Source organism: Sphingomonas ginkgonis (genome assembly GCF_003970925.1).
Lineage (GTDB): Bacteria > Pseudomonadota > Alphaproteobacteria > Sphingomonadales > Sphingomonadaceae > Sphingomicrobium > Sphingomicrobium ginkgonis.
The window spans coordinates 242,501-256,688 of record NZ_RWJF01000001.1; the positions used below are offsets into that span (position 1 = coordinate 242,501).

The window sequence follows — 14,188 nt, forward strand, 5'->3', positions numbered from 1 at the left end:
CGCCCGAGGCCCGTCGAACCCGCCTGACGGGATCCCGTCGGCGCTGTCACCAGCCTGTCGCATGGAGGTCATCGACCGGTCGCGGCGCTGTCATGCCAGGATCGCACGGCCGTCACGGCTGAGTCGCGCCAGTCTCCTACTCGCACCTCCGAACCGGAACGCTCCGGGGGGTAGCGAGGAACGAGAAAATGACTGTTCAAGCGATGCATGCAGCCGCGGGCGCCGGTGGTCGGCGAGGCCGGTCGATGCTGCTGCTGGCGGGTGCGGCCATGCCGCTGCTGATGGCGGCCCCGGCACAGGCCGCCGAGACGACGACCACGAACACCGGAACGGTCGGCGGCACCGCCGCCGCCGTTCCGGCCGATTCGGCTGACGTCACGGCCGGCAGCCAGCCACTCGAGGAGATCGTGGTCACCGCGACCAAGCGCGAGACCAATCTCCAGAAGACTCCGATCGCGATCAGCGTCGTCAATTCGCAGGCCCTCAAGGATCGTCACGTCGAGAGCCTCTACGACCTTGCCGACGGCGGTGTTCCGAGCCTGAGGGTGGCGACCTTCGAGGCGCGCCAGTCGGCGCTGACGGTCGGCATCCGCGGCATCGTTCCGCTCGATGCCAACCAGCCTGCCCGCGAGCAGGGCGTCGGCATCTACGTCGACGGCATCTATCTCGGGCGCCAGCACGGCCTCAACGCGGCGCTGTTCGACGTCGACCGGATCGAGGTTCTCAAGGGCCCGCAGGGCACCTTGTTCGGGCGCAACACGGAAGGCGGCGCGCTCAGCATCGTCACCAAGGCGCCGAGCGGCCAGTTCGCGCTCCGCGCCACCGGCGGTATCGCCAATTACGGCGGCTACAATGGCGACGTCCATCTCGACCTGCCGGCCTTCGCCGGCTTCGCGATCAAGGTCGACGGCATCGTCCAGCACCAGGACGCGACGACCAATGACCCGGAGCCCGGCTCGACCGGCTGGAACTTCTACAACCGGCGCGGCGTGCGCGCGGCGGTCCGCTGGACCCCGGTCCACGGCCTCACCGACGATTTCAGCTACGACAACGGCTATGACGCGAACACGCCCTTCTACAGCCAGCTGCTGAACTTCAACCCGAACAGCTGCGTCGCCGGATCCCAGTCCGCGTCGCCGAACTGCTCGCTTCCGGGCACCGCCTACACGACGCTCACCGGGACGGTGAAGCCGCTCCCGCCGGGCGTGATCGTCAACGGCGACAGCCGGATGAAGGTCGCGGACATCGGGGTTCCCCAGCGCAAGAGCATCGACAAGACGCACGGCTTCACCAATATCCTTAAGTACACCGTGTCTCCCGCGCTTGAGCTGCGCTCGCTGACGGCGTGGCGGGGCGTCGATGCGACCCAGTGGGATAACAGCGGCGGCGCTCACCGCGTGCCGGTGGTCACCCTGACCGCCGCCTGCACCGCCACCGCGCCGTGCGGGTTCAGCCGCTACAGCCTTGCCGACCTCCACCAGCGTCAGTTCAGCCAGGAACTGCAGGCGGTCGGTTCGATCGGGATCGTCGACTATGTCGCCGGCCTTTACTACTTCAATGAGCATGTCAGCGACGATGCGGCGACGCCCAACTCCAAGGGGGCCATCGCCACGCTCAACGGCGCCGGCCAGGTCGTCGGCGCGACCTATGTCGACATCCCCTTCTGCACCGCCAGCACCCCGGCGTTCGTCGGCGAAGCGGTCAACGGCTGCTCGATCGACCGCGCCTCCGAGGTCAAGTCGAAGAGCTATGCCGCCTACGGTCAGCTCACCGCCAACGTGACCGACGCGCTGCACCTGACGGTCGGCGGCCGCTACACGCACGACAAGAAGAAGGGCGTCCTCCACTACTTCCGCAACGTCAACTACGACACCAATCCGACAGTCGCGGCGGCCAACGGCTACCAGCCGCTCGACCAGAGCTGGAACCGGTTCAACCCGATGATGACGCTGGCCTACGACGTCTCGCCCGCGGTCCACGCCTACGCCAAATATTCTACCGGCTACCGCGCCGGCGGAGCGAGCTCGCGAACCGCCAACTATCAGGCGTTCGGGCCGGAGGACATCAAGGCCTACGAACTCGGCCTCAAAACCGACTTCTTCCAGCACCGCGCCCGCTTAAACCTGGCCGGCTACATCATGGATCGCAAGAACAGCCAGGTCGACATCAGCTTCATCCAGCCGGCGGCGGGATCCAACGTCAACGTGCTGCGGACGATCAATGCGCCCGGGATCACCAAGATCCGCGGCGTGGAGGCAGACCTCACCGTATCGCCGGTCGACCGGCTGCAGCTCACCGCGTCCTATGCCTACACTTACACCGACATCCCCGCCGTTCCGATCACCTACACCGCCGGCGGCGTGTCGACGACGGTGCCGCAGAAATTCTACATCGTCTTCACCCCGCGCAACGCGGCGAGCGGCGCGATCGACTATTCGATCCCGCTGGGCGGCTCGGGCACCAGCCTGCGCTTCCATGCCGATGCCAACTATGCCCAGTCGACCCAGGCGTTCGACCAGTTTGCGCTGCACAACGATGCCTCGTTTATCGTAAACGGCCGGGTCTCGCTTGCCGACATCCCGCTGCGCGGCTCGACGGTGACGGTCTCGGCCTGGGCCCGCAACCTGTTCGACGAGCAATATGTGTTCCGCCGGGATCCCTCGAACAGCCTGCCGGCGGGTCCGACCACCAGCGTGGTCAACGGCAGCATCGCCAACGTGCTGGGTGACTACGGCAACTTCAATGCGCCGCGGACCTTCGGACTGGAGGCCTCGATCCGGCTCTGAGGCGCCGCATCCGGGGCGGCAGACAGGATCTCCCGCCTAGTCCTCGATTATGACGAAAAAGAAAAGGGCGGCGGAGCCGATGCTCCGCCGCCCTGGTTCATGCCGTTGCCTCGCCTTCAGGCCGCCGGCGCGATCTCGCCTTCGTCACCCTCCGCAGCGCGGGGTCGACGGGTCCGGCGCCGCCGTGGCGCGGCGTCTTCGGCTTCCTCGCCGTTGGCGGGAGCGCCGATCGCCGGCGGCAGTCCGGCAAGCGCCAGCCCGCCATCCTGAGCCTGGCCGTCCTCGGCTGGAGCCGCGTCCCGACGCGGTGCCCGGCCGCGGCTCCGGTCGAAGCGGATGGTCCGCCCGTTCGCGTCGCCGTCGCTCCCGTTGGCCGCGCCATCTTCGCCGTCCGCCCGCTCGGCGACCCGCTCGTCCTGGCGATCGCGCCCGTACCGTTCACGCCGATCGCGACGCTCGGGGCGGTCCTGCCGCTCCGGCCGGTCCTGGCGCTCGGGCCGTTGCGGACGTTCGTCGCGCTCAACCGCCTCGACCATGTCCTGGTCGTTGTCGGCCTCGATGCCCTCGTCGTCGAACTCGTCGTCCTCGTCGAAGTCACCGCGCGCGCGGCGCTGTTCCTCGAAGCGCGAGCGGCTTTCGCTCAGCACCCGGAAATAATGATCGGCGAACTGCAGATAATATTCGGTCTGCACGCGGTCGCCGGCAAGCTGGGCGTCGCGCGCCATGTTCTTGTATTTCTCCAGCAGCTGGGCGGCATTGCCGCGCTGGCGGTTATCGCGGGCGTTGCCGCCGCCGTTTCCACCCATGCCCTGCGGACGCTGGCCCCCGCGACCGCGACGGCGGCCACCCTGACGATTGTTGATCAACTGCTTTCTTTCCCCGGCACTGGCGCCCTCGGGCGCATGTTGTACCTTCCCCGACCGAGCAACGGCACGGCACCACCGGTACCGTTCCCGCCCTTGTCGCTCCGCTCAAGCGAAAACGCACCGCTTGCTCGAAAGAATCGTCGGGGGTGGACTGGGGCGATCCGGCCTGTTCTTCAGCCTCAGGCGTGAAGCGGCCCCGTCCTCGAAGACCTTATCTAATGGTTCGCGCACGAATTTCCAAGTGAAAAGGCGCTCACCTAAATCAGAAGCGCACGGGGGCGCCCGGCGAGATCATGCGCGAGGCGGACGTCGAGCCATTCCCGGCGGAACAGCTCGGCCGCGCTGTCCGCCTGGTCGAACCCGATCTCGATCGCGGCGAGTCCGCCGGGTGCCTTCACCCGCGCGATCTCCGGCGCCAGCCGGCGGTAGTCCGACAACCCGTCCTCGCCCCCGAACAGGGCTTCGGGCGGCTCATGCTCGGCGACCCCGGGCCCAAGTTCGGCTCCCGGCGCGACATAGGGCGGGTTGCACAGGATGAGGTCGAACGGCTCGTCGATTCCGCTCGCCCAGTCGCCGAGGTGGAAGGTGGCACGCGGCTCGAGCCCGAGGCGGCGGGCATTCGCCGACGCGTAGGACAAGGCACGTCGGCTGCTGTCGATCCCGAGCCCGGTCGCGCCATGCCAGATGTCCAGCGCCGCGAGCAGCAATGTCCCGGGGCCGGTCCCGAGGTCGAGCACCCGCCTCGGCGGGTCGCGCCTGTCGAACCACTCGATCGCGCTGGCGATCAGCACCTCGCTGTCAGGCCGCGGGATGAGGACGCCGGGCCCAACGTGAAGGTCGATGTTCCAGAATGCCCGCCGGCCCGTGATGTAGGCGACCGGCTCTCCAGCGAGGCGGCGGTCGACCATCGTCCAGTAGCGCTTGGGCACCGTCCAGTCCGGCGGATTGAGCAGCAGCCGGTCGCGGTCGATCCCGAGCGCCTCCGCCATCAGCAGCTCGGCGTCGAGCCGGGCGGTATCGCTGTGAGGCGACAATTTCCGCGCAGCCTCTGCGAGCGCGCGGGTGATGTCCTTCACTGTTCTTCCAAGCCCGCCAGCCGCTGCGCCTCGTCCTCAGCGATCAGGGCGTCGGTCAGGTCCTTGAGCGCCGGCCCCTCGAGGATCTCGGGCAGTTTGTGCAGGGTCAGGTTGATCCGGTGGTCGGTGACTCGCCCCTGCGGGAAATTATAGGTGCGGATCCGCTCGGAGCGGTCGCCCGACCCGACCATTGATTTGCGCGCCCCCGCCCGCTCGTTCGCCAGCCGCTCGCGCTCCATCTCGAACAGGCGGGTGCGGAGCACCTTCAGCGCCTTGGCCTTGTTCTTGTGCTGGCTCTTCTCGTCTTGCTGGATCACCACCAGCCCGGTCGGCAAATGGGTGATGCGGACCGCGCTGTCGGTGGTGTTGACCGACTGCCCGCCCGGCCCGGAAGAGCGATAGACGTCGATCCTCAGGTCCTTGTCGTCGATCTGCACGTCGACGTCCTCGGCCTCGGGGAGCACGGCAACGGTCGCCGCGGACGTGTGGATCCGCCCCCCGCTCTCGGTCGCGGGGACGCGCTGGACCCGGTGCACGCCGCTCTCGAACTTGAGCCGGGCGAACACGCCGCCCCCGGCGATCGAGGCGACCGCCTCCTTGTAGCCGCCGACGTCCGACGCCGAGGCGCTGATCAGCTCGAACTTCCAGCCCTGGAGATCGGCAAACCGCTGGTACATCCGCAGCAGGTCGCCGGCGAACAAGGCGGCCTCGTCGCCGCCGGTGCCGGCTCGCACCTCGAGCATGGCCGCGCGCTCGTCGGCCGAATCCTTGGGCAGCAGCTGGATGGCGAGGCTCCGCTCGGCACCGGGCAGCTGCTCCTCGATGTCGCGCAGCTCCTCCTCCGCCATCGAGCGGAGCTCCTCGTCCGCCTCGCGGGTCATCACCTGCAGGCTCTCGCGCTCGGCCCGCAGCCTACGGACCTCGCGCGCCGCCGCGGCGACCGGCTCGATCTGCGCATATTCCTTGGACAGGCGGACGAAATCGTCGGGCGCGAGCGTGCCCGCCGCCATCGCCTCGGACAGCTCGTTCTTCTTCGCCTCGATCTGGGCGATCCGCTCCGACGAGATCTGCATCAGCGCCCGTCCGCCTCCGCCGGCTGCGGTCCGAGCAGCAGCGCGATCCGCGCGACCAGGTCGGCGTCTCCCACCGGCTCGCCCCGGATCGGAGTGAAATGATGCTCGCCCTGCGGGTGTTCCTCGGCGCGCAGGAAGAGGATCCCGAACAATCCTTCCTTGCGGGCACGCTCGGTCTGCTTCTTGGCATTGCCGCGCAGATAGGTGCGGACGGGGATGCCCGATCCGCGCAGCCGCGCCGCGACCTTGGCGACCAGCGGCTGCTCCGCCGGCGTGTCGGGAATGACCGCGACGAGCTGGCGATCCTCGGACGGCGGCGGGTCGATCATCAGGCCGAGCCGCTCGATCCCCGCCGCCCAGCCGACCGCCGGCACGGGCGGGCCGCCCAGCGCCTCCATCAGTCCGTCGTAGCGGCCGCCAGCCAGCACCGTTCCCTGCGCACCCAGCCGGTCGGTGATGAACTCGAACGCGGTATGGCGATAATAGTCGAGCCCGCGCACCAGTCGCGACGCGCGCGTCCAGCGCACTCCCGCCGCGTCGAGCCCGGCGGTCACCGCCGCGAAATAGTCCGCTGCCTCGTTCGTCAGGTGCGCGTCGATCTCGGGCGCGGCATCGGCGATCGGGCGATCCTGCGGCGCCTTGCTGTCGAGGATGCGCAGCGGGTTGCGGTCGAGCCGGTCGCGGCTGTCCTCGCTGAGGCTCGCGGCGTGCTCGCTGAAATGGGCGTGGAGCGCGTTACGCCAGGCAGTGCGGGTCGTTGGGTCGCCGAGTGTGTTGAGGTTGAGCACCACCTCGTCCTCGCCGAGGCCGAGCTCCTTCAGCAGCTGCGCGGCGAAGGCGATCACCTCGACGTCGGCCTGCGGCTCGGCGGCACCGAGGATCTCGGCGTCGAGCTGGTGGAACTGGCGGAAGCGACCCTTCTGCGGCCGCTCGTAGCGGAAGGCCGGTCCGTGCGTCGCAACCTTGAGCGGTGCGAACTGCTGCCAGCCCTCGCTCAGATAGGCGCGCGCGATCCCGGCCGTGAACTCGGGGCGCAGAGTGATCGGGTCGCCGGAGCGGTCCTCGAAGCTGTACATCTCCTTGGACACGACGTCGGTGGTCTCGCCGAGCGAGCGGGCGAAGACCGCGGTCGGCTCAATCACCGGCACCTCGACCCGCTTGAAGCCGAACAGCCGGCGCACGCGGTCGAACGCCGCGACCACGGCGTGGAAACGGTCGGCATCCTCGCCGAGCAAGCTCTGGGTGCCGCGCACCGGCTGGGGAATGTTCGTCTGGGCCATGGAAAACTCGTCGCGAGCCCCTAGCGGCCTCCACCCGGATTGGCTAGGCGCGCGTCATGCGCAATCTCCGTTTCGCCGCGCTGTGCTTCGCGGCTCCCCTGGCCATCGCCGCCGCGTCGCCAGTGCCGCCCCAGAACAGCCGTCCGCAGCCCGTGCCGATCGCCGACACCATCCCGGTCCCGCGCGACACTCCCTATCCTGGCACGCTGCAGCTGACGGTCGACGCGACCGACACCGCGCGCGGCATCTTTCGGATCCGCGAGCGGGTCCCCGTCGCCCAGGCGGGCGACCTCGTCCTTCTCTATCCCGAGTGGCTGCCCGGCAACCATTCCGACAGCGGCCAGATCAACAAGGTCGCCGGCTTCCGCCCCACCGCCAACGGCCAGCCGCTCAAGTGGCGCCGCGACCCGGTCGACGTCTATGCCTTTCACGTCGACGTGCCGCAGGGCGTGAGCGCGGTCGACGTCGAGTTCCAGTACGTCTCGCCGACTGACGGGAACCAGGGCCGGATCGTCATGACCCCGGACATGGCGAGCATCCAGTGGATCGCCAACTCGCTCTATCCAGCCGGCTATTTCGTCCGCCAGATCCCGATCCAGGCATCGGTCATCCTCCCGGCCGGCTGGCAGGTCGGGACCGCGCTCCGGCCGCAGGCGCAGGTCGGCGGCCGGATCGACTATCCGGTCACCAGCTACGAGATCCTGATGGACTCGCCGCTGATCGCAGGGCGCAATTTCCGCAACATTCCGCTGACGGATCGGGTGAGCATCGACGTGATCGGCGACACTCCCGCCGACCTCGAGGCCAAGCCCGACCAGATCGCCGCCCATCGCCGCCTCGTCGAGCAGGCGGTCAAGCTGTTCGGCGCGCAGCATTACGACCACTACAACTTCCTGCTGACCATCTCGGACAATCTCGGCGGCTCGGGGCTGGAGCATCATCGCAGCTCGGAAGACGGCGTGCGACGCGGCTACTTCACCGAATGGGACAGCGTGCTGCGCGACCGCAACCTGCTGCCGCACGAATATAGCCACAGCTGGGACGGCAAGTATCGCCGCGGCGAAGACCTATGGACGCCCGACTACAAGACGCCGATGCGCGGCACCTATCTCTGGGTTTACGAGGGCATGACCCAGTTCTGGGGCTATGTGCTCGGCGCCCGCTCCGGCATGCTGTCCAAGCAGGACACGCTGGACGCGCTCGCCGCCACCGCCGCCGCCTATTCCGAGGGCACGCCGGGGCGGGCGTGGCGGCCGTTGGTCGACACGACCAACGATCCCGCCATCGCTAAGCGCGCGGCGCAGCCGTGGCGCAGCTGGCAGCGCAGCGAGGACTATTATTCCGAGGGCCAGCTGATCTGGACCGACGTCGATCGGATCATCCGGACCCGCTCCGGCGGCCGCAAGTCGATCGACGATTTCGCCCGCGCCTTCTTCGGCGGCCGCGACGGGGACTATGGCGAGGTCACCTACAACCTCGACGAGGTGGTCGCGACGCTCAACCGGGTCCAGCCCTACGACTGGAAGACCTATCTCACCACCAAGGTCTACGAGATCGCCGCCAATCCGCCGCTCGAGGGCCTGACCCAGGGCGGCTACAGCCTCGTCTACAGCGACCAGCCGACCAAGTGGATCAAGTCGGGCGAGGCGCGCGGCAAGACGACCGACCTCAGCTACTCGGGCGGCCTGTCCCTCGGCAGCGACGGCAAGGTCTCGGGCGTGATCTGGAACAGCGCGGCGTTCAATGCCGGGATGGCGGTCGGCAACACCATCCTTGCTGTCAACGGCCGCGCCTACAGCGCCGATGCGCTGAAATCGGCCATCACCGCGGCCAAGGGAACGACTGCGCCGATCGACCTTTTGGTCAGGAGCGGCGACCAGTTCCGTACGCTAAGGCTCGATTGGCACGGGGGTCTCCGCTACCCGCGCCTCGTCAAGGTCGGCCGCGGCAACGGCACCCTCGATCAACTGCTGGATCCCAAATGAACATCGATCTGATCCCCGCGGGCAAGAATCCGCCCGAGAATGTCAACGTCATCATCGAAGTGCCGATCGGCGGCGAGCCGATCAAATATGAGTTCGACAAGGCGTCGGGCGCGATCTTCGTCGACCGCATCCTCCACACGCCGATGCGCTATCCGGCGAACTACGGCTTCATCCCGCAGACGCTCGGCGGCGACGGCGACCCGCTCGACTGCCTGGTCATGACGCGGCACCCGCTGATCCCCGGCTCGGTGATCCGGGCGCGGCCGATCGCGGTGCTGTTCCTCGAGGACGAGGCCGGCGGCGACGAAAAGCTGCTGGCGGTGCCGGACACCAAGACCACGCAATATTATACCGACGTGGAGGAAGGGACCGACCTGCCGGCGATCGTCGCCGCGCAGATCGAGCACTTCTTTACCCACTACAAGGACCTGGAGCCCGAGAAGTGGGTGCGGGTCGGGCACTGGGGCGGAAGCGAGGACGCATTCCGCGTGATCCGCGAGGGTCTCGAGCGCGCCCAGCAGGCCAAGGCCGCCGCGGCCTAGCTCCTCTATTATCCGTTGTTCGAAAAGGGCGGCCCGGCGTGAGCGGGGCCGCCCTTTCCTTGTCAGCGCGAGGCGCCGGGTAGCCGGGCGAAAAAGCGGCTCGGCAGGAACAGCTTGCGCAGGCTGATGCTGACCGAGCGGCCGACCGGGTCGAGCAGGTCGGGCTGGTAACTGATCGGCACCGCGCCCGTCGCGTCGCGCACGCGCTGGCGGACATCGAAGATGTTGTTGATGTCGAGCCGGACCTGGGTGCCGCGCAGCCAGGGATGCTTCAGCACCCAGTCGAAGCGGTCGCCGGGATTGACGAAGAAGCGCAGGTCGGTGGTCGCCAGCGGCGAGAAGCGGAGATCGCCGTTGGGGCCGCCGATCACGCTCGTCCCGCTCGCATAGTTGACCGAGGCGCGAACCCCGAACCCGTTGTTGAAATAGCCGCCCTCGGCCTGGACGTTGTGCTGCGGGGTTCCGCCGCCGGCGCCGAGCGTGCCGCCGTTGCGGAAATCGATCGGGGCGAGCCCGTCGCGGATGTAGAGCCGGTCGCGCAGGGTGACGGTGTCGGTGAGGCTGAACTGCAGCCGGCCGCCCTGTCCGAAGCCGCCGCGACCGCCGCCGCCTCCGCGTCCGAAGCCGCCGCCGCCGAAGCCCCCGCCACCGCCGCCGCCCGGGCCGAAGCCGCCGCCGCCCGGTGGCGGACCGCCGTCGCCGCCACCGGGGGGCGGCGGAGGCGGCGCGCCATCCGCGCCCGGCCGGCCACCGCCGCCGCCGCCCTGGGCCTGCTGGCGGGCCCGGCGGAACTGGTCGATCAGGGCCTGCGGGGGCCGCTTCGACTTGAGCGGCTTGGAAAAGTTGAACCCGATCCGCAGCGTGTCCGTCTCGCGCCGGTCGAAGTTGACCGGGCGCAGGTCGGCGCGGAGCAGCGTTCCGCTCGCATCGCGGACGAAGCGGTCGGGGAAGGCCGCCTGCAGCGCCGCGGTCGGCGCCCCGAGCGCCTCGACCGGGTCGTTCAGCCGGCTGTGGACATAGTCGGCACGGAAGGTGAGGTCGGTCGCCTCCCACGGCTGCCAGTTGCCGCCGAGCTTGAACACACTGCGGCGGTCGTTCTGCAAGGCGGGGTTGCCGCCGGTCACCGCGGTCACCGTGCTGGTGGTGCCGTTGATGAAGTCGAAGATGCGCACGCCGGGCTGTTCGAGCACCGGGTCGCCGAGCTGGTTGAGCGTCGGCGCCCCCTCCTCGCGCGTGTAGCTGCCGATCAGGTTGAGCCGCGCGACCGGCGACCAGTTGGCCCCGCCCCCGAGGGTGGTCAGCGTGCCGGCGTCGCTCAGATGCTCGACCTCGGCGTTGGCGTTGAGCGTCAGCGTCCCGATCGCCCCCAGCGCGCCGTTGCGCTTGGCGACGGGGAGGTCGACGTTGACCGAGCCCCCGAGCTGGTCGCGGCCGAGGTCGGATTCTGTCAGCCCGATCGAGCGGCGCGAGCGGCTGTAGAGGTCGCGGGTGCTGCCCGACGCGCGCAGCGTGATGTTCGAGCGGCCCGCCGGCAGGTCGAGCAGCGGACCATTGGCGGTCAGGTCGAGGTTCGCCTGATGGTTCTCGCTGTAGGCGCGGTCGGTCTGGATCTCGGTCCGGTCGGTCAGCGTCCGGGTGATGTCGATCTCCGCCGCGCTGTTCGCCGTCCAGCGCCACTTGCCGGCGTCGCCGTTGAGCAGCCCGGCCAGCCGCGCGCTGTCGGTCTGCTGGTTGCGGCCGAGCGGATCGAGGATGCCCGAGGCCGGCAGGCCGAGCAGCGAGCGGCCGCTGTCGTGCTGGAGCCGGAGGTCGACCGTTCCCGCCACCTTCTGGCTGAGGTTGCGGTTGACCGTCGCCCCCACCCGCACCTGGTCCGACGCGCCCCGCAGCGTCCGGAACGGCCGCGGGTCGGGCCCGACGAAGCTCGGATCGAGCAGGATGTTGCGCTCGGCCTCGGTCAGCGCGCCGCTCCGCTCGGCATGCGCGGTCAGTGTGGTGCGGCCGTTGCGGTCGATCTGCAGCCGGGTGAGATCACCCTGCTGGCTGGTGTAGCCGCCGGCGGTCGGGACCCCGCCCTGGACCCGAGCCACGGTCGAGCGGAAGCGCTGGCGGAGAACGATGTTGATGACCCGCTGGGTTGCGGCATAGCCATATTTGAGCGCGACCTCCTCGGGCAGGATCTCGACCCGCTCGATCGCCTCGGGCGGCAGGTCGCGCAGCTCCTGGAAGCCCGAGCTGCGGCGGCCGTTGAGCAGCACCACCGGGGCCTCGCCGCCGCGCCCGCGCGCGCTGCCGACTTGGGGGGCGAGCTGCTGGATGAGCTCGTCGACGCTCGCCGCCCCGTAGGCGCGGACGTCGCGCGCGTTGAGCGTGTTCTCCGCCGGGATGTCGCCGACCACCGAGCCGCGCGGGCGCTGGCCGGTGACGACGATCGCGTCCTCGTCCTCCGTGGCATTGTCGTCCGCGGTCGCCGGCGCCGCCGGGGCGGGCTGGACCTCGGCGACCGGCGGCGCGGTCGGCTCGCCGGCCGGCGGTGGCGGGGTCTGGCCGGCGGTCTGGGCGAGAGCGGGCGCGGCGAACAACGCGGCGGAAGCGAACAGGGTGCGATGCAGCATGGAAATCCGTAACGTTGGGAGAACAGTCATGCTCCCGCCAGTCATTGCGCCCGGATGAACTTAGCCTTTAAGCCTCGTATCCGCTTCGACCAACAGGAGTCTCAAGGTGACGAACGGGCGTGTAGGCGTATTGGCTTTCTTTCTCCTGACAGGATCGGCGGCGCTGGCGCAGCGGCCGGCCGGCCCTGCCGAGCGGGCGACGCTCGGCGCGATCGAGCGGATCCGGCGGATCGACCCGGCGGTCGGGGCGGTGATCGCGATCGATCCGACCGCCCTCGGCCAGGCCCGGCGCGTCGACGCCGCCGGCACGCGCGGGTCGCTCGCCGGCGCGCCGGTCCTGATCAAGGACAATATCGAGGAGGCCGGCCCGCTGCCGACCACCGCGGGCAGCCTGGCGCTCGCGGGCAACGTCACCGGCCGCGACGCTCCGCTGGTCGCCCGGCTGCGCGCCGCCGGGGCGGTGATCCTCGGCAAGACCAACCTCAGCGAATGGGCCAACATCCGCTCCAATCACAGCATCTCGGGGTGGAGCGCGGTCGGCGGCCAGACCCGCAATCCCTGGGCACTCGACCGTGATCCCTGCGGCTCGTCGAGCGGCAGCGGCGCGGCGGTCGCGGCCGGTCTGGTGCGGATGGCGATCGGGACCGAGACCGACGGCTCGATCACCTGCCCCGCCGCGGTGAACGGCATCGTCGGGTTCAAGCCCACGGTCGGGATGGTCAGCCGAACCTTCATCGTCCCGATCAGCGCGAGCCAGGACACGGCGGGGCCGATGGCGGCGAGCGTCCGCGAGGCGGCGATGCTGCTGACCGCCATCGCCGGCAGCGACAGCCGCGATCCCGCCACCCGCGGCGCGGACGCGCACCGGGTCGACTTCGCCGCCGGGCTCGACCCCCACGCGCTTCGCGGCAAGCGGATCGGGGTGATGCGGTTCGCCTCCGGCTTCGGCACCGACGCCGCCTTCTCGACCGCGCTCGCGATCCTCCGCGAGCAGGGCGCCACCCTGGTCGAGATCAAGAGCTTCGACGACAAGGCGATCGGGCCCAACGAGAACAAGGTGCTGATGGCCGAACTCAAGGCCGGCATGAACGACTATCTCAAGAGCTCGCCGGCGAGCGTCCCGCGCTCGCTCGCCGAGCTGATCGCGTTCAACGAGGCGCATGCAGGGCAGGAGATGGCGCTGTTCGGGCAGGAGACGTTCCTGACCGCGCAGAAGACGAAGGGCCTGGATGCCGAGTGGCGCAAGGCGCGTGATACCAGCTTCGCCGCCGCCGGCCCGAACGGGATCGACCGGCTGATGAAGGCCGATCGCCTCGATGCGCTGGTCGGTCCGACCATGCCGCCGGCGTGGAAGATCGACGCGGTCAACGGCGACCAGATCGCTGGCGGCGGCGCGGGCGGCCTCGCGGCGGTCGCCGGCTATCCCCACCTGACCGTCCCGATGGGTCTGGTGAAGGGGCTGCCGGTGGGTCTGAGCTTCATCGGCGGCAAGTGGGACGACGCCAAGATCCTCAGCCTCGGCTATGCCTATGAGCAGGCACGCGGGCCTTTCCCGACGGCGCCGCTGGTTCCCTCGATCGAGCGGGTCCCGCCGGTCGCCCAGCAGCTCGCCCCGCAGCGGCTCTAGGCGGTCATCCGGAGCCCGGCGATCGCGCCGACGATGACGAGGATGAGGAGGAGCCGGAGCGTCGCCGCCGGCTCCCCGAACCAGATCATCCCGACGATCACCGTGCCGACCGCGCCGATCCCGCCCCACACCGCATAGGCCGTGCCCATCGGGATCGTCCGCGAGGCCGCCTCGAGCAGGCCCATCGAAAGCGTCACCGAGGCGAGGAAGCCCAGCGTCCAGGACGGGTTGCGGAACCCGTCGACGAACCGCAGCGTGGTGGTGAACCCCACCTCGAACAGACCGCCGACGATCAGCAACAGCCAGGCCATGTCGCGCCTTTCACTTTACGGCGGCGC

Annotated in this window: 11 protein-coding genes (1 of these 11 only partly in view); 5 read left to right on the forward strand and 6 right to left on the reverse strand. The window is 69.5% G+C overall.

The window, feature by feature from the left end:
- Together HMF7854_RS01215 and HMF7854_RS01220 are read left to right on the forward strand one after the other, a co-directional pair.
- A protein-coding gene (locus HMF7854_RS01215) for an acyl-CoA thioesterase (protein WP_126717439.1) crosses the window boundary here: on the forward strand, window positions 1-27 show its final stretch. 345 nt of this gene lie to the left of the window's left edge; 27 of the gene's 372 nt are visible here — the last part of the coding sequence; its start codon lies off the left edge, out of view; the stop codon is at window positions 25-27.
- 218 nt (window positions 28-245) lie between these two features.
- The gene (locus HMF7854_RS01220; protein WP_126717440.1) at window positions 246-2,786 is read left to right on the forward strand and encodes a TonB-dependent receptor; all 2,541 of its coding nucleotides are present in this window, start codon (window positions 246-248) and stop codon (window positions 2,784-2,786) included.
- A gap of 116 nt (window positions 2,787-2,902) precedes the next feature.
- Here the strand turns inward: HMF7854_RS01220 and HMF7854_RS01225 are convergent, their stop codons facing one another.
- The 4 genes from HMF7854_RS01225 to hisS all read right to left on the reverse strand — a co-directional run bounded on the left by HMF7854_RS01225 (window position 2,903) and on the right by hisS (window position 7,081).
- A complete protein-coding gene (locus HMF7854_RS01225; RefSeq protein WP_126717441.1) occupies window positions 2,903-3,652 on the reverse strand; it encodes a DUF4167 domain-containing protein in 750 nt (249 codons plus the stop codon).
- Window positions 3,653-3,909: 257 nt separating this feature from the next.
- Entirely contained in the window at window positions 3,910-4,719 is an 810-nt protein-coding gene (gene prmC / locus HMF7854_RS01230; protein ID WP_126719991.1) for a peptide chain release factor N(5)-glutamine methyltransferase, read from the reverse strand.
- A 5-nt stretch (window positions 4,720-4,724) separates the two neighbouring features.
- Window positions 4,725-5,801: a peptide chain release factor 1 gene (gene prfA, locus HMF7854_RS01235; RefSeq protein ID WP_126717442.1), complete on the reverse strand. Its 1,077-nt coding sequence runs from the start codon at window positions 5,799-5,801 to the stop codon at window positions 4,725-4,727.
- A complete protein-coding gene (gene hisS, locus HMF7854_RS01240; RefSeq protein WP_126717443.1) occupies window positions 5,801-7,081 on the reverse strand; it encodes a histidine--tRNA ligase in 1,281 nt (426 codons plus the stop codon). Before hisS ends, prfA begins: the two co-directional genes overlap by 1 nt.
- A gap of 56 nt (window positions 7,082-7,137) precedes the next feature.
- Here hisS and HMF7854_RS01245 point away from each other — a divergent pair, with 56 nt between their 5' ends.
- Together HMF7854_RS01245 and ppa are read left to right on the forward strand one after the other, a co-directional pair.
- Window positions 7,138-9,066, forward strand: a complete 1,929-nt coding sequence (locus HMF7854_RS01245) for a M61 family metallopeptidase (protein WP_126717444.1) — start codon at window positions 7,138-7,140, stop codon at window positions 9,064-9,066.
- Window positions 9,063-9,608, forward strand: a complete 546-nt coding sequence (gene ppa, locus HMF7854_RS01250) for an inorganic diphosphatase (protein WP_126717445.1) — start codon at window positions 9,063-9,065, stop codon at window positions 9,606-9,608. Before HMF7854_RS01245 ends, ppa begins: the two co-directional genes overlap by 4 nt.
- A gap of 62 nt (window positions 9,609-9,670) precedes the next feature.
- Here the strand turns inward: ppa and HMF7854_RS15900 are convergent, their stop codons facing one another.
- Window positions 9,671-12,223: a TonB-dependent receptor plug domain-containing protein gene (locus HMF7854_RS15900; RefSeq protein ID WP_221766397.1), complete on the reverse strand. Its 2,553-nt coding sequence runs from the start codon at window positions 12,221-12,223 to the stop codon at window positions 9,671-9,673.
- Window positions 12,224-12,329: 106 nt separating this feature from the next.
- Between HMF7854_RS15900 and HMF7854_RS01260 the strand changes: the two genes are divergently transcribed.
- A complete protein-coding gene (locus HMF7854_RS01260) occupies window positions 12,330-13,850 on the forward strand; it encodes an amidase (RefSeq protein ID WP_126717446.1) in 1,521 nt (506 codons plus the stop codon).
- Here the strand turns inward: HMF7854_RS01260 and HMF7854_RS01265 are convergent.
- Complete coding sequence (locus tag HMF7854_RS01265) at window positions 13,847-14,161, reverse strand: DMT family transporter (RefSeq protein ID WP_126717447.1); 315 nt, start codon at window positions 14,159-14,161, stop codon at window positions 13,847-13,849. The genes HMF7854_RS01260 and HMF7854_RS01265 overlap by 4 nt on opposite strands.
- Window positions 14,162-14,188 lie beyond the last annotated feature (27 nt).